16 protein-coding genes and 1 tRNA gene are annotated in these 14,837 nt (G+C 60.8%); all 17 read right to left on the reverse strand.

Translation table 11 applies throughout. The annotated features are described in order from the left end of the window. Positions 1-12: 12 nt before the first annotated feature. The gene (gene nuoK / locus EKL02_RS11155) at positions 13-321 is read right to left on the reverse strand and encodes an NADH-quinone oxidoreductase subunit NuoK (protein WP_128902122.1); all 309 of its coding nucleotides are present in this window, start codon (positions 319-321) and stop codon (positions 13-15) included. Between the two features lie 11 nt (positions 322-332). Then, a complete protein-coding gene (locus EKL02_RS11160; protein ID WP_128902123.1) occupies positions 333-971 on the reverse strand; it encodes an NADH-quinone oxidoreductase subunit J in 639 nt (212 codons plus the stop codon). Between the two features lie 55 nt (positions 972-1,026). After that, positions 1,027-1,515 carry an NADH-quinone oxidoreductase subunit NuoI gene (gene nuoI, locus EKL02_RS11165; RefSeq protein ID WP_128902124.1) on the reverse strand — a complete coding sequence of 163 codons (489 nt, stop codon included), beginning with the start codon at positions 1,513-1,515 and terminating at the stop codon, positions 1,027-1,029. 12 nt (positions 1,516-1,527) lie between these two features. Continuing rightward, entirely contained in the window at positions 1,528-2,595 is a 1,068-nt protein-coding gene (nuoH, locus tag EKL02_RS11170; protein WP_128903475.1) for an NADH-quinone oxidoreductase subunit NuoH, read from the reverse strand. Beyond that, positions 2,595-4,931: an NADH-quinone oxidoreductase subunit NuoG gene (nuoG, locus tag EKL02_RS11175; RefSeq protein ID WP_128902125.1), complete on the reverse strand. Its 2,337-nt coding sequence runs from the start codon at positions 4,929-4,931 to the stop codon at positions 2,595-2,597. Before nuoG ends, nuoH begins: the two co-directional genes overlap by 1 nt. 45 nt (positions 4,932-4,976) lie before the next feature. Further along, the gene (gene nuoF, locus EKL02_RS11180) at positions 4,977-6,272 is read right to left on the reverse strand and encodes an NADH-quinone oxidoreductase subunit NuoF (RefSeq protein WP_128902126.1); all 1,296 of its coding nucleotides are present in this window, start codon (positions 6,270-6,272) and stop codon (positions 4,977-4,979) included. Beyond that, complete coding sequence (gene nuoE / locus EKL02_RS11185; protein WP_128902127.1) at positions 6,269-6,748, reverse strand: NADH-quinone oxidoreductase subunit NuoE; 480 nt, start codon at positions 6,746-6,748, stop codon at positions 6,269-6,271. The genes nuoF and nuoE overlap by 4 nt, the downstream gene beginning before the upstream one ends. Positions 6,749-6,778: 30 nt before the next feature. Further along, the gene (locus EKL02_RS11190) at positions 6,779-8,032 is read right to left on the reverse strand and encodes an NADH-quinone oxidoreductase subunit D (protein ID WP_128902128.1); all 1,254 of its coding nucleotides are present in this window, start codon (positions 8,030-8,032) and stop codon (positions 6,779-6,781) included. Further along, the gene (locus tag EKL02_RS11195) at positions 8,032-8,628 is read right to left on the reverse strand and encodes an NADH-quinone oxidoreductase subunit C (RefSeq protein WP_128902129.1); all 597 of its coding nucleotides are present in this window, start codon (positions 8,626-8,628) and stop codon (positions 8,032-8,034) included. Before EKL02_RS11195 ends, EKL02_RS11190 begins: the two co-directional genes overlap by 1 nt. Before the next feature lie 15 nt (positions 8,629-8,643). Next, positions 8,644-9,120 carry an NADH-quinone oxidoreductase subunit B gene (locus tag EKL02_RS11200; protein ID WP_128902130.1) on the reverse strand — a complete coding sequence of 159 codons (477 nt, stop codon included), beginning with the start codon at positions 9,118-9,120 and terminating at the stop codon, positions 8,644-8,646. Between the two features lie 3 nt (positions 9,121-9,123). Continuing rightward, entirely contained in the window at positions 9,124-9,483 is a 360-nt protein-coding gene (ndhC, locus tag EKL02_RS11205) for an NADH-quinone oxidoreductase subunit A (protein WP_128902131.1), read from the reverse strand. Positions 9,484-9,619: 136 nt separating this feature from the next. Continuing rightward, positions 9,620-9,704 (reverse strand) — tRNA-Leu (locus EKL02_RS11210). Between the two features lie 83 nt (positions 9,705-9,787). Then, positions 9,788-10,189, reverse strand: coding sequence for a preprotein translocase subunit SecG (secG, locus tag EKL02_RS11215; RefSeq protein WP_128902132.1), 402 nt, complete (start codon positions 10,187-10,189; stop codon positions 9,788-9,790). A 46-nt stretch (positions 10,190-10,235) separates the two neighbouring features. After that, a complete protein-coding gene (tpiA, locus tag EKL02_RS11220; RefSeq protein WP_128902133.1) occupies positions 10,236-10,982 on the reverse strand; it encodes a triose-phosphate isomerase in 747 nt (248 codons plus the stop codon). 96 nt (positions 10,983-11,078) lie between these two features. Beyond that, positions 11,079-12,065 (reverse strand): NAD(P)H-quinone oxidoreductase, encoded by a 987-nt coding sequence (locus EKL02_RS11225; RefSeq protein ID WP_128903476.1) that lies wholly within the window; start codon positions 12,063-12,065, stop codon positions 11,079-11,081. Between the two features lie 91 nt (positions 12,066-12,156). Then, positions 12,157-14,298 carry a polyribonucleotide nucleotidyltransferase gene (pnp, locus tag EKL02_RS11230; protein ID WP_128902134.1) on the reverse strand — a complete coding sequence of 714 codons (2,142 nt, stop codon included), beginning with the start codon at positions 14,296-14,298 and terminating at the stop codon, positions 12,157-12,159. Between the two features lie 193 nt (positions 14,299-14,491). After that, entirely contained in the window at positions 14,492-14,761 is a 270-nt protein-coding gene (gene rpsO / locus EKL02_RS11235; protein ID WP_119784235.1) for a 30S ribosomal protein S15, read from the reverse strand. Between the last annotated feature and the right edge of the window lie 76 nt (positions 14,762-14,837).

The following is a 14,837-nucleotide window of genomic DNA, read 5'->3' on the forward strand; positions in this document are numbered from 1 at the left end:
CGTTAATTATGGTTAACCCTTGAGGGTATCGAGATCTTCAACATTGATGGTGTCCTGGTTACGGAACAGCACCACGAGGATAGCCAGGCCGATCGCGGATTCGGCCGCGGCAACGGTCAGGATGAAGAAAACGAAGATCTGCCCGGCCGCATCACCCAGGTAATGGGAAAACGCGATGAAATTCATGTTCACGGCCAGCAGCATCAATTCGATTGCCATCAGCAGGATGATGATGTTTTTCCGGTTCAGGAAAATGCCGACGACGGAAATCGCAAACAGGATGGCGCCAAGCACCAGGAAATGCGCGAGTGACAAGCCCATGGTCCCTCCCCTTATTTCTGTTCTGCCGCGGGTGCGGCGGGTTGGTCATTGTCGCGATTGGACTCGGCTTTCATCTTGACGATGCGCACGCGGTCGGCGGCCTTGACCCTGACTGCGGCTGCCGGATCGTAATACTTGCTGTCCTTGCGGCGACGCAGCGTCAGCGCAACGGCGGCGATGATTGCCACCAGCAGGATCACCGCAGCGACTTCGAATGCATAGATGTACTGGGTATAGATCAGCATGCCCAGCGCCTTGGTCGTGCCGATGGTGTCCGACGCCGCCGGCACCAGCTGGTCCGGCCGCAGGAAGCCGCGCCAGATGACTGCCGCCATCTGCAGCACGATGACCACGCCAATGCCCGCCGCCAGCGGCAGGTAGCCCCAGAAGCCCTCGCGCAGCTTCTCGAGGTTAATGTCCAGCATCATCACCACGAACATGAAGAGCACCATGACCGCGCCGACATAGACAAGCACCAGCACGATGGCAAGGAACTCGGCTTTCAGCAGCAGCCAGATCGCCGATGCGGAAAAGAAGGACAGCACCAGGAACAGGGCCGAGTGGACCGGGTTACGGGAAGTGATGACGCGAAGCGCGGCAATGATCATGATTGCCGAGAATGCGTAAAACAGTGCAGTGGTAAATTCCATATTGGGCCAGATAAGTTATTTTTTCGAAGCCGTCTTCACTTGTCGAAGTTCCCGATCAGCGGTAGGCGGCATCGGCCGCGCGGTTCGCGGCGATTTCTTTTTCATAGCGGTCGCCCACGGCCAGCAGCATTTCCTTCGTGTAGTAAAGGTCGCCGCGCTTTTCGCCGTGGTATTCCAGGTGATGCGTTTCCACGATCGAATCGACCGGGCACGACTCTTCGCAGAAGCCGCAGAAGATGCACTTGGTCAGGTCGATGTCGTAACGCGTGGTGCGGCGGCTGCCGTCGTCACGCTGTTCCGACTCGATCGTGATCGCCATGGCCGGGCAGACCGCTTCGCACAATTTGCAGGCAATGCAGCGCTCTTCGCCATTCGGATAACGGCGCAGCGCATGCAGGCCACGAAAGCGCGGCGACATTGGCGTCTTCTCTTCCGGGAACAGGATGGTGATCTTGCGGGCGAACAGGTAGCGACCGGTCAGGGCCAGGCCCTTGACCAGCTCGCGCAGCATCAGGCTGCTGAAAAAATCTTTGATGGCTTCCATTTCAGTGAACCTTTATTTCCAGATGTTCCATGGCGACAGGATCCAGCCGGCCACGATCACCAGGTAGGCCAGGGTCAGCGGAATGAATACCTTCCAGCCCAGGCGCATGATCTGGTCATAGCGATAACGCGGGAACGATGCGCGCGCCCAGATGAACATCGACACCACGAAGAAAGTCTTGATACCCAGCCAGATCCAGCCCGGGATGAACGACAGGAAGGCGAACGGCGCATCCCAGCCACCCAGGAACATCAGCGATGCCAATGCCGAGATCAGGATCATGTTGGCGTATTCCGCCAGGAAGAAGATCGCAAAGCCCATGCCCGAATATTCGACCATGTGGCCGGCGACAATCTCCGACTCGCCTTCCACCACGTCGAACGGGTGGCGGTTGGTTTCAGCGATGCCCGAGATCACGTAGATCACGAAAATCGGCAGCAGCGGCAGCCAGTTCCAGGAAAGGAAATTCAGGCCCATGTCGGCGAACATGCCGCGGGTCTGGATGGCGACGATCTCGGAAAAGTTCAGGCTGCCCGACACCATCAAGACGATCACCAGCGCAAAACCCATGGCGATTTCATAGGACACCATCTGCGCGGACGCACGCATGGCGCCCAGGAAGGCGTACTTGGAGTTGGATGCCCAGCCGGCAATGATCACGCCGTACACTTCCATCGAGGTGATGGCCATGACGAACAGCAGTCCGGCATTGATGTTTGCCAGCGCCAGTTCCGGACCGAAGGGAACCACCGCCCAGGCGGCCAGCGCCGGCATGATGGTCATGATCGGCGCGATCACGAACAATGCCTTGTTGGCCTTGGCCGGAATCAGGATTTCCTTTAACAGCATCTTCACGGCATCGGCGATCGGCTGCAAGAGGCCTGCAGGACCGACGCGGTTCGGGCCGAGGCGGATATGCATCCAGCCGATCAGCTTGCGTTCCCACAGGGTCAGGTAAGCGACGCACCCCAGCAGCGGCAGCACGACGCAGACGATCTTCACCATGTTCCACACCAGCGGCCAGAATGCGCCGAGGTAGGTCTGGCCATGGGCATGCATGGTTGCGAGAATTTGATCCATCATGCCTTCTCCACGCTGATTTCACCGAACATGGCGCCGAGGCCCACGGTCGCGGCATGGGCCGCTGCCACGCGCACGACATTGCCAGGCAAGCCGCGGGCGATGCCGACCTCCAGGACGGCGCTGCCCTGCCCTTGCCTGACGTTGATCCTGCCGCCCGCCTCGACGCCCAGCTTTTGCGCCAGGGCTGCGGAAATCCAGGCTGCCGGCGCAGTGGCGTCAGCGGTCTGCTGCAGCGAAGCGGCGCGGCGCACGATGGCGTCGGTGGCATAGATCGGCACATCGGCCAGGCGCTCCAGCACGCCGGCGTCTGCCGCCAGGTCAGCCAGCGGCGCTGCGCCGGTCAGGTTGTTCAGGCGGCTGCGCACATCGGCGTCGGCCGGCGTTGCCGTGCCAAGGATTTCATTGCGGATGGCTTCGGAAGACTGGTAATCGAATCCGTCCAGCTCCAGCAGGTTGCCCAGGACGCGCAGCACCTTCCAGCCCGGACGCGTCTCGCCCAGCGGCTTGACGGTGCCGTTGAAGCTTTGCGCGCGGCCTTCGGCGCTGATGAACGTGCCGGAAGTTTCCGAGAACGGTGCGGTCGGCAGCAGCACGTCGGCATAGTCCTTGCCGTGCGCAAATGGCGACATCACCACGACCATTTCGGCCTGTTCCAGCGCGGCACGCGCGGCTTGCGGATTGTAGCTGTCGTATTCCGGCTCGGCATTCAGTAGCAGGTAAGCCTTGCGCGGTTGTTCGAACGCCTGCAGGGCATTGGCGCCCTTGCCCGGGATTGCATTAGCGACGTAACCGCCGACGCTGTTGGCGCCTTCGGTCAGGTAACCGAATTTGGCATTGGTATTCTGGGCGATCCACTCGGCGGCGGCATGCAGCAGCGCGGCTTGCGGATGCTGGGCGGCGGCATTGCCGAGCAGGACCGCGGTTGCCTCGTCAGCCAGCAGGCTTTCGGCAATCGCGCGCGCTTCCGGCGACGCTTCGACATTCTCGAAGCCGGCGGGTGCGGCGATGCCCTTGACCTGGGCCACGGCTGCCACGACTTGCGACAGCGCCGCGAGCCAGCTGGAAGGCGCAGCAATCATCTTGTTAGCCACCGGCATCAGCAAATCGTCATCGCTGCCGTGCAGGATGCTGACCTTGGCGCCGCGCTTGACCGCCTGGCGCAGGCGCGCAGCCAGCAGCGGATGGTCCTTGCGCAGGAACGAGCCGATCACGAAGGCGCGGCGCAGCTGGCCGAATTCGGCAACCGACATGCCCAGCCACGGCGTGACCCGGCCGTCCAGCACGAAGTCGGACTGGCGCAGGCGGAAATCGACGTTGTCGGAACCAAGGCCGCGCACGACTTTCTGCAGCAGCGACAATTCTTCCAGGGTGGAATGCGGCGCAGCCAGGGCGGCGATGGCATCGGCGCCATGCTCATGGCGGATGTTGCGCAAGCCATGGGCAACGTATTCGAGGGCAGTCTGCCAGTCGGTGGCGACCCACTTGCCATCCTGCTTGATCATTGGCGCAGTCAGGCGATCTTCGCTGTTCAAGCCTTCATAGGCGAAGCGGTCGCGGTCGGAAATCCAGCATTCGTTGACGTCGTCGTTTTCCAGAGGCAAAACACGCATGACCTTGCTGCCCTTGACCTGCACCAGCAGGTTGCTGCCGAGGCTGTCATGCGGGCTGACCGACTTACGGCGCGACAATTCCCAGGTGCGGGCGCTGTAGCGGAACGGCTTGGATGTCAGGGCGCCGACCGGGCACAGGTCGATCATGTTGCCCGACAATTCGGAATCGACGGTCTTGCCGACGAAGGAAGTAATCTCGGAGTGCTCGCCGCGGCCCAGCATGCCGAACTCCATGACGCCGGCAATTTCCTGGCCAAAGCGCACGCAGCGGGTGCAGTGGATGCAGCGGGTCATCTCCTTCATGGAGATCAGCGGGCCGGCATCCTTCGGCGGCACCACGCGCTTTTCCTCTTCGTAGCGCGAAGACGAGCCGCCGTAACCGACGGCCAGATCCTGCAACTGGCATTCGCCGCCCTGGTCGCAGATCGGGCAATCCAGCGGGTGGTTAATCAGCAGGAATTCCATCACGCTCTTTTGCGCGGCAACAGCCTTGTTGCTGTTGGAGCGCACGATCATGCCTGCGGTAACAGGCGTGGCGCAAGCCGGCAAGGGCTTGGGCGCCTTCTCGACTTCGACCAGGCACATGCGGCAGTTGGCCGCAATGGAGAGCTTCTTGTGATAGCAGAAATGGGGGATGTAAGTGCCGAGCTTGTTGGCAGCGTCCATTACCATGCTGCCTTCCTGCACTTCTACCTTCTTGCCGTCAATTTCGATTTCAACCATGGCTATTTATCTTCGCCCTAGGGTGCGCGAAACGCACCGGATCTGTTAAATGTAAGCGGGCACCAGGCAATGCTTGTGCTCGATGTGGTACGCAAACTCTTCACGGAAATTCTTGATCATGCCGCGCACCGGCATGGCTGCCGCATCGCCCAGCGCGCAAATGGTGCGGCCCTGGATGTTGTCGGCAATCGTATTGAGCATGTCCAGGTCTTCCGGACGGCCCTGGCCGTTTTCGATCCGGTGCACCATGCGGTACAGCCAGCCGGTGCCTTCGCGGCACGGCGTGCACTGGCCGCAGGATTCCTCGTAATAGAAGTACGACAGTCGCAGCAGCGACTTGACCATGCAGCGCGTCTCGTCCATCACGATCACGGCGCCCGAACCCAGCATCGAGCCGGCCTTGGCGATCGAGTCGTAATCCATGTCGGTGGCCATCATGACTTCGCCGGTAATCACGGGGGCAGACGAGCCGCCCGGGATCACGGCCTTGATCTTCTTGCCACCGCGCATGCCACCGGCCAGTTCCAGCAGCTTGGCAAATGGCGTGCCCAACGGGATTTCATAATTGCCCGGACGCTCGACGTCACCCGAGATCGAAAAGATCTTGGTGCCGCCATTGTTCGGCTTGCCCAGCGCAGCATAAGCGGGACCGCCCATCTTCATGATGAAGGGCACTGCAGCGAAGGTTTCGGTATTGTTGATGGTGGTCGGCTTGCCGTACAAACCGAAGCTCGCCGGGAATGGCGGCTTGAAGCGCGGCTGGCCCTTCTTGCCTTCGAGCGACTCCAGCAGCGCGGTTTCTTCGCCGCAGATGTAGGCGCCATAACCGTGGAAGGCATGCAGCTGGAAGCTGAAGTCGCTGCCCTGGATATTGTTGCCCAGGAAGCCGGCAGCGCGCGCCTCTTCCAGCGCTTCCTCGAAGCGCTCGTACTCGGACCAGATCTCGCCGTGGATATAGTTGTAACCGGCGGTGATGCCCATGGCATACGCGCCGATCGCCATGCCTTCGATCAGGGCATGCGGGTTGTAGCGGATAATGTCGCGGTCCTTGAAGGTGCCCGGCTCGCCTTCGTCGGTATTGCAGACGAGGTATTTTTGTCCCGGGAACTGGCGCGGCATGAAGCTCCACTTCAGGCCGGTGGGAAAACCGGCGCCGCCGCGGCCGCGCAGCGAAGATGCCTTCAGTTCGGCGATGACCTGCTCCGGCGTGATTTTCTCGGCCAGGATGCGTTTCAGGGATTCGTAGCCGCCGCGCTTGACGTAGTCGGCCAGGTGCCAGTTCTGGCCATCCAGGCCAGCCAGGATCAGGGGATTGATGTGACGGTCGTGCAGGCAAGTCATTTCTTCAGCTCCTCGACCAGCGCGTCGAGCTTTTCATTCGACATGTGGCTGCACATGCGCTTGTTATTGACGATCAGCACCGGTGCGTCGCCGCAGGCGCCCATGCATTCGCCTTCCTGCAAGGTGAACAGGCCGTCGCCGGTGGTTTCCTTGAAATCGATGCCGAGTTTCTTCTTCAGGTACTCGGCTGCGGCAACGCCGCCCGACAGCGCGCACGGCAGGTTGGTGCACACCGTGACCTTGTTCTTGCCGACCGGCTTGACGTTGTACATGGCGTAAAAGGTCGCGACTTCCTGCACGGCGATGGCGGGCATGCGGATGTAGTCGGCAAGCTCCTGCATGACTTCCGGCGGCAGCCAGCCCAGCTCGCTCTGCGCGATGGCCAGCGCCGCCATCACGGCGGATTGCCGCTGGTCAGCGGGGAATTTCGCGATCTCGCGATCGATCTTCTTGTACGATTGCTCTGATAACAGCATTGCGTTTCTGCCTCAATTAGCGGCCGCGCCTTAGCGGTCGATCTCACCAAACACGATATCCTGGGTGCCGATGATCGTCACGGCGTCGGCGATCATGTGGCCTTTTGCCATCTCGTTCAAGCCCTGCAGGTGGGCAAAGCCCGGTGCGCGGATTTTCATGCGGTAGGGCTTGTTGGCACCATCCGACACCAGGTAGATGCCAAATTCGCCCTTCGGATGCTCGATGGCGGCATAGGCTTCGCCTTGCGGCACATGAAAACCTTCGGTAAAGAGCTTGAAGTGGTGGATCAGCTCTTCCATGTTGCTCTTCATGTCGACGCGCGACGGCGGCGCCACCTTGTGGTTGTCCGTCATGACCGGACCCGGATTGTTGCGCAGCCACTCGACGCATTGCTTGATGATGCGGTTGGACTGGCGCATTTCCTCGACGCGCACGAGGTAGCGGTCATAGCAGTCGCCGTTGACGCCAACCGGAATGTCGAAGTCCAGCAGGTCGTAGACTTCGTAGGGCTGCTTCTTGCGCAGGTCCCACTCGACGCCGGAACCGCGCAGCATGGCGCCGGTGAAGCCCATCGCCTTGGCGCGCTCCGGCGACACCACGCCGACGCCGACCAGGCGCTGTTTCCAGATGCGGTTGTCGGTCAGCAGGGTTTCGTATTCGTCGACGTATTTCGGGAAACGGTTGGTGAAATCCTCGATGAAGTCCAGCAGCGAACCCTGGCGGTTCTCGTTCATCTGGCGGATCGCCTTTTCATTGCGCATGATCGATGCGCGGTATTGCGGCATGGTGTCCGGCAGGTCGCGGTACACGCCGCCCGGGCGGTAGTAGGCCGCATGCAGGCGCGCGCCCGACACCGCTTCGTAGCAATCCATCAGGTCTTCGCGCTCGCGGAAGGCATACAGGAATACCGCCATGGCGCCGACGTCGAGCGCATGCGCGCCCAGCCACAGCAAGTGGTTCAACAGGCGCGTGATCTCGTCGAACATGACGCGGATGTACTGCGCGCGCAACGGCACTTCGAGGCCCAGGAGCTTCTCGATCGCCAGCACGTAGCCGTGCTCGTTGCACATCATCGACACGTAGTCGAGGCGGTCCATGTAGGGCACCGACTGCAGGAAAGTCTTTTGTTCCGCCAGCTTTTCGGTGGCGCGATGCAACAGGCCGATGTGCGGATCGGCGCGCTGGATGACTTCACCGTCGAGCTCCAGCACCAGGCGCAAGACGCCGTGCGCGGCCGGATGCTGCGGCCCGAAGTTGAGGGTATAGTTTTTGATGTCAGCCATTATTTGACCCCGTACTGTTCTTCACGGATCACGCGCGGCGTGATTTCACGCGGCTCGATCGTGACCGGCTGGTAGATCACGCGCTTTTGCTCCGGATCGTAGCGCATCTCGACATAGCCGCTGACCGGGAAATCCTTGCGGAACGGGTGGCCGATGAAGCCGTAGTCGGTGAGGATGCGGCGCAGGTCGTCGTGGCCTTCGAACAGGATGCCCATGACGTCGAACGCTTCGCGCTCGTACCAGTTGGCGGCATTCCAGATATCGCTCACGGAAGGCACCACAGGCAGCTCGTCGTCCGGCGCGAACACGCGCACGCGCACGCGCCAGTTATGCTCGATCGACAGCAGGTGCGAGACGGCAGCGAAGCGCGGGCCTTCCCAGATGCCATCGCCGTAGGCTGAATAATCGACGCCGCACAGGTCGATCAATTCCTCGAAACGCAGGTCGGCATGGTCGCGCAGCACGCGCATGGCCGCCAGGTAGTCGGCGGCATTGACCACGATGGTGATTTCACCCAGCGCGACATTCAGGCTTTGCAGGTGGCTGCCGAGCGCGTTACGCAAGGCGGCTTCAAGGGTTTCTAGTTTCGTCGACATAGTATGCTTTTACGTCTAGCGGGCGATCGTGTTGGTGCGCTTGATCTTGTTTTGCAGCTGCATGATGCCGTAGATCAGCGCTTCCGCTGTCGGCGGGCAGCCCGGCACGTACACATCCACCGGCACGATGCGGTCGCAACCGCGCACCACCGAGTACGAGTAATGGTAGTAACCGCCGCCATTGGCGCAGGAACCCATCGAGATCACCCAGCGCGGCTCGGACATCTGGTCGTACACCTTGCGCAGCGCCGGCGCCATCTTGTTGCACAGCGTGCCGGCAACGATCATGACGTCGCTTTGTCTCGGCGACGGACGGAAAATCACGCCGAAGCGGTCCATGTCATAGCGCGACGCACCCGCATGCATCATCTCCACCGCACAGCAGGCAAGGCCGAAGGTCATCGGCCACAGCGAGCCGGTGCGGCCCCAGTTGATCAGCTTGTCGGCCGTGGTGGTGACAAAGCCTTCGTTCAATACGCCTTCAATAGCCATGACTTACTCCCAGTTCAGGGCGCCTTTCTTCCAGATATACCAAAATCCAACCACGAATTCGGCAATGAACACCATCATCGTCACGAAACCGGCCCAGCCGAGATCGCGCATGGCGACACCCCACGGGAAGAAGAATGCCGTTTCGAGATCGAACAGAATGAAGAGGATGGCGATGAGGTAGTAGCGCACGTCGAATTTCATGCGCGCATCTTCGAACGCCTCGAAGCCGCACTCGTACGGCGACAACTTCGCGGCATCCGGCCTGTGCGGGCCCAGCAAGCGCCCCAGCAGCAGCGGCCCGATACCGACACCGATACCGACCAGGATGAACAAAAGGATGGGAAAGTAATTTTCGAGGTTCACGGTATGTGCTCGTGCAGATAGTTTGATCCAGAAGACGAACGACCCGACTTGCCGCCACGGGCCAAACGTCCATTTCCCCGATAAAAAGCCAGCATAGGCAACGCATCCTTGCTGGCTTTTTGATCTTGTTATTTATTGGTGCCGACGGCGAGACTCGAACTCGCACAGCTTGCGCCACTACCCCCTCAAGATAGCGTGTCTACCAATTTCACCACGTCGGCATTAGCCTGCTATTTTAACTGCTTTGCTACCTTTATTCAATGCGCATTGCCACAAAACAATGAATGAATTTCTGAGTGATAACTTATTTTGGTATCTGGTTTGCTGGCGCGACCGGTGCCGGCGCACCTGCTGCAGGTGCCGGCGCTGGAGCAGCCCCTTGCGCCGGCTGCGCAGGCGCAGGAACTGTATTCGTGGACGCCGGTGCGGTTGGCAGGTTTTCCATCACGCCGCCCTTGACTGCACCGGGCTTGTTACCGATATAGGCAAGTGCCAGAGTTGCGCAAAAGAAAATAGTCGCGGCAACGCCGGTCGACTTGGACAAGAAATTGGACGATCCGCTCGCACCGAAAAGGCTGCCCGAAGCACCCGAGCCAAATGCCGCTCCCATATCTGCGCCCTTGCCATGCTGCAGCAACACCAGACCAATGATTGTCAGAGCAGACAAGACCTGGACAACAATAACCACCGTAAACAAAATATTCATCGATTCGCTTCCAATTGCAATTAATACTGCATCGTCAAAATAGTGATCAGGCAGCGCCTATGATCGCCAGAAAATCCGCCGCTTTCAAAGCCGCGCCACCTACCAGGCCGCCATCGATATCCGGCATCGCCAGGAGTTCCCTGGCGTTATCCGGCTTCATGCTGCCGCCATACAAAATCTGCACTTTCTGCGCAACACCGGCATCCTTGGCGCTTAGCCGCGCACGCAGCATGGCATGCACTTCCTGCGCCATGCCTGGCGTGGCCGTCTTGCCGGTGCCGATTGCCCAGACTGGCTCATATGCCAGCACGATACGACCCAACTGCGCCGCATCCAGGGCTTCCAGGACCGCATCGACCTGGCCGCCAACCACCAGGTCGGTTTGCCCTGCCTCGCGCTCTTGCAGCGTTTCGCCGACGCAGACAATCGGCGTCACACCCGCAGCCAGCGCACGCACGGTCTTTTGCGCCACCAGCTCATTGCTTTCGCCATGATACGCGCGTCGCTCGGAATGCCCGACGATGACATAGGTGCAGCCGAAATCCAGCAGCATCGATGCAGCCACTTCGCCGGTATACGCACCCGACTCGTGCACGGAAACATCCTGCGCGCCCCAGGCGATGCTGCTGCCTTTTAACTCAGCCTGGCACTGCGCCAAATAAGGGGCCGGCGCGCACACCGCAACATCACAGGAACCTTCCTGCAAACCAGCCTTGAGGCCGGCCAGCAGGGACGCATTGGCGGCCAGGCTGCCATTCATTTTCCAGTTACCTGCGACTAGTTTTCGGCGCATATGAGACCATTTTTAAAATAACCCGCTATTGTAGCCCGTTGATGCAAAACCGGTCAAACCGGCATGTCGCCATGAGCCCCGGCAAGCTTCCCCGCCCTACGCTGCCGCCACAGTCAACACGATCTTGCCGATATGAGCACTGCTTTCCATCAAGGCATGGGCCTCGGCCGCCTTTTCAAGCGGGAACACGCTGTGAATGACTGGCCTGATCTTGCCGGATGCCAGCAAAGGCCATACCTTTTCCCGCAGATTGGCGGCAATCGCGGCCTTGAATGCCACCGGCCGCGGACGCAGGGTCGATCCGGTCAAGGTGAGGCGCCGGCGCAGCACCTGGCCGAGGTCGACCGTACCTTTGGCGCCGCCCAGGAAGGCGATCATGACGATTCGGCCATCGTCGGCCAGGGCATCGATCTCGCGCGGGATATAGTCGCCCCCCACCATGTCGAGAATGACATCGACGCCCTTGCCCGCCGTGGCTTGCCTGACCATCTCGACAAAATCCTCGCTGCGGTAGTTGATGCCTTTTTCCGCCCCCAGGGCTTCACAGGCGCGGCATTTCTCTTCCGTGCCGGCGGTGGCGAAGACGCGATGCCCCAGCGCTGCGGCAAGCTGGATCGCGGTAACGCCGATGCCGGAACTGCCGCCCTGCACCAGCAGGGTTTCGCCCTTTGCCAGATGGGCACGGTCGAAGACATTGCTCCATACCGTAAAGAACGTTTCGGGCAGCGAAGCGGCCTCCTGCGCACTCCAGCCATGCGGCACCGGCAGGCACTGCGCGACCGGGACTGCGCAATACTCGGCATAGCCGCCACCCTGCGCCAGTGCGCATACCATGTCGCCCATATTAAAGCCGCTGCCCGCCAGTTCGCCGGCAACGATCTCGCCTGCCACTTCCAGGCCGGGCAAATCGGAGGCGCCCGGCGGCACCGGGTAACGGCCAAGGCGCTGCAGCACATCAGGACGATTCACCCCCGCCGCATGGACCTTGATCAGGACTTCGCCAGCCTTCAGTTCCGGCATTGGCCGCTCGCACAATTGCAAGACTTCGGGCGCGCCCGGCCGGCTGATTTCAATTGCCTTCATCATTGTTTCCACTCCATGCAAAAAAAAAGCCCGGGCACGCGCCCGGGCATTTCATGCGTGCCTGCCTGCGGCAGCGCACTCACTGGCGCGCTTACTGCTGCGGCTGGACTTGCTCGCCCTGGCCGGCGCCCTCTTCGGCAGCGACGGCTTTCATCGACAGCTTGAGGCGGCCACGGTCATCGGTTTCCAGAACCTTGACGCGCACTTCCTGGCCTTCCTTGAGGTAGTCGGCGACGGCATTGACGCGCTCGTTGGCGATCTGGCTAATGTGCAGCAAGCCATCCTTGCCTGGCAAGACTTGCACGATCGCGCCGAAGTCCAGCAGCTTCAGGACCACGCCATCATAGAGCTTGCCCACCTCGACTGATGCGGTCAGTTCCTCGATGCGGCGCTTGGCTTCCTGGCCAGCCGAAGCATCGACGGAAGCAATGGTGACCACGCCTTCGTCGCTGATGTCGATCTGGGTACCGGTTTCCTCGGTCAGCGCGCGAATGACGGCGCCGCCCTTGCCGATAACGTCACGGATTTTTTCCGGATTGATCTTGATGGTGATCAGGCGCGGTGCGAAGTCGGACAGCTCACCCTTGCCAGCTGGCACGGCTTCCTGCATCTTGGCGAGGATATGCAGGCGGCCCTCCTGGGCTTGCGCCAGTGCGACCTGCATGATTTCCTTGGTGATGCCCTGGATCTTGATGTCCATCTGCAGCGCGGTGATGCCATTGGCAGTGCCGGCCACCTTGAAGTCCATGTCGCCCAAGTGATCTTCATCGCCCAGGATATCGGTCAGGACGGCGAATTTGCTGCCGTCCTTGATCAGGCCCATGGCGATGCCGGCCACGTGCGAAGTCATCGGCACGCCAGCGTCCATCAGTGCCAGGCAGCCGCCGCAGACGGATGCCATCGACGACGAACCGTTCGATTCGGTGATTTCCGACACCAGGCGCACCGAGTAGCTGAACTCTTCCGGCGCCGGCAAGGCAGCGACCAGGGCACGCTTGGCCAGGCGGCCATGGCCGATTTCGCGGCGCTTCGGGGTGCCGACGCGGCCGGTTTCGCCGGTGGCGAACGGGGGCATGTTGTAATGCATCATGAAGCGGTCGCTGTACTCGCCCATCAGCGCATCGATCTTCTGTTCGTCGCGCGCGGTGCCGAGCGTGGCAATGACCAGCGCCTGGGTTTCACCACGGGTAAACAGCGCCGAACCGTGGGTACGCGGCAAAACGCCGGTACGGATCGAGATCGGACGCACGGTGCGGGTATCGCGGCCGTCGATGCGCGGCTCGCCTTCGAGGATCTGCGAACGCACGATCTTGGCTTCCATGTCGAACAGGATATTGCCGACTTCAGCCGAATCCGGTGCGGCAGCGCCGATCGAGGCAGCTTCCGCGGCCAGCGCAGCATTCACGCTGGAGGTCACGTCCTTCAGCTTGGCGGTACGGGCCTGCTTGTCCTTGGTCTGGTAGGCTTCGCGCAGCTTGGCTTCGGCGAAATGCGCCACGCGGCCGATCAGCGCTTCATTCTTCGGCGCCGGGCTCCACTGCACTTCCGGCTTGCCGCCATCGCGCACCAGTTCATGGATGGCGTCGATGACAGCCTTCATCTGTTCGTGGCCGTACACCACCGCGCCCAGCATCACTTCTTCCGACAGCTGCTGTGCTTCGGACTCGACCATCAGCACGGCTTGCTCGGTACCGGCGACCACCAGGTCGAGCTTCGAATTTGCCAGTTGCGCCACGGTCGGGTTCAGCACGTACTGGCCATCGATGTAGCCGACGCGGGCGGCGCCGATCGGGCCGCTGAAAGGGATGCCGGAGACGCTCAGGGCGGCCGAGGTGCCGATCATGGCGGCGATGTCCGGGTCGATTTCCGGGTTGACCGACAACACGTGCACGATCACCTGGACTTCATTCATGTAGCCCTCAGGGAACAACGGGCGGATCGGACGGTCGATCAGGCGCGATGTCAGGGTTTCCTTTTCCGAAGGACGGCCTTCGCGCTTGAAGAAGCCGCCGGGAATGCGGCCGGCAGCGTAGGTTTTCTCGACATAGTCGACGGTCAGCGGGAAGAAATCCTGGCCTGGCTTGGCATCCTTCTTGGCTACCACGGTGGCGAGCACGACGGTATCTTCGATCGACACCAGTACGGCACCGGAAGCCTGGCGGGCGATTTCGCCGGTTTCCAGGGTGACTTGATGCTGGCCGTACTGGAAGGTCTTGGTAACTTTGTTAAACACGGTGTTTCCTTTCTATTTTTGCCGACGGATTTTCAGGGGCCGTCGTTCACCTCACCACGAGCAAGTCATCCTGGGATCACCTGCTTTTTACAACCGGTCCTACGCCCTGCCGAATCCGCAAAAAACAAATGCCCACATCAGCGAACTGACGCGGGCATTGACTGACTAGTTCGGAACAGGATATCGCAAAGAATTACTTGCGCAGGCCGAGCTTTTCGATCAGGGCGCGATAGCGATTGGCATCCTTGCCCTTCAGGTAAGACAGCAGGCTCTTGCGGCGGTTGACCATCATGATCAGGCCACGGCGGGAGTGGTGATCCTTGGCGTGGGCCTTGAAGTGGCCGTTGAGTTCGTTGATGCGTGCGGTCAGCAGGGCGACTTGCACTTCCGGCGAGCCGGTATCGTTTTGGCCGCGGGCGTTGTCCGCGATAATGGCGGCTTTGTTGATGTTTTCTACAGACATGATTACCTTTCACATGCGGTGACTGGAGTCGCAACCCCATTTACACCGTGAACAAATGATGAAAAAAACTGGTCAA

The organism is Janthinobacterium sp. 17J80-10, assembly GCF_004114795.1.
Taxonomy (GTDB): Bacteria; Pseudomonadota; Gammaproteobacteria; order Burkholderiales; family Burkholderiaceae_D; genus Paucimonas.

Coding starts and splice junctions, on each gene's coding strand:
- EKL02_RS11200 (WP_128902130.1), bottom strand. CDS start 9,120: ATGGCTATTGAAGGCGTATTGAACGAAGGCTTTGTCACCACCACGGCC.
- nuoE (WP_128902127.1), bottom strand. CDS start 6,748: ATGCTGTTATCAGAGCAATCGTACAAGAAGATCGATCGCGAGATCGCG.
- nuoK (WP_128902122.1), bottom strand. CDS start 321: ATGGGCTTGTCACTCGCGCATTTCCTGGTGCTTGGCGCCATCCTGTTT.
- tpiA (WP_128902133.1), bottom strand. CDS start 10,982: ATGCGCCGAAAACTAGTCGCAGGTAACTGGAAAATGAATGGCAGCCTG.
- nuoI (WP_128902124.1), bottom strand. CDS start 1,515: ATGGAAGCCATCAAAGATTTTTTCAGCAGCCTGATGCTGCGCGAGCTG.
- EKL02_RS11190 (WP_128902128.1), bottom strand. CDS start 8,032: ATGGCTGACATCAAAAACTATACCCTCAACTTCGGGCCGCAGCATCCG.
- rpsO (WP_119784235.1), bottom strand. CDS start 14,761: ATGTCTGTAGAAAACATCAACAAAGCCGCCATTATCGCGGACAACGCC.
- nuoF (WP_128902126.1), bottom strand. CDS start 6,272: ATGACTTGCCTGCACGACCGTCACATCAATCCCCTGATCCTGGCTGGC.
- EKL02_RS11160 (WP_128902123.1), bottom strand. CDS start 971: ATGGAATTTACCACTGCACTGTTTTACGCATTCTCGGCAATCATGATC.
- EKL02_RS11195 (WP_128902129.1), bottom strand. CDS start 8,628: ATGTCGACGAAACTAGAAACCCTTGAAGCCGCCTTGCGTAACGCGCTC.
- nuoG (WP_128902125.1), bottom strand. CDS start 4,931: ATGGTTGAAATCGAAATTGACGGCAAGAAGGTAGAAGTGCAGGAAGGC.
- secG (WP_128902132.1), bottom strand. CDS start 10,189: ATGAATATTTTGTTTACGGTGGTTATTGTTGTCCAGGTCTTGTCTGCT.
- nuoH (WP_128903475.1), bottom strand. CDS start 2,595: ATGGATCAAATTCTCGCAACCATGCATGCCCATGGCCAGACCTACCTC.
- EKL02_RS11225 (WP_128903476.1), bottom strand. CDS start 12,065: ATGAAGGCAATTGAAATCAGCCGGCCGGGCGCGCCCGAAGTCTTGCAA.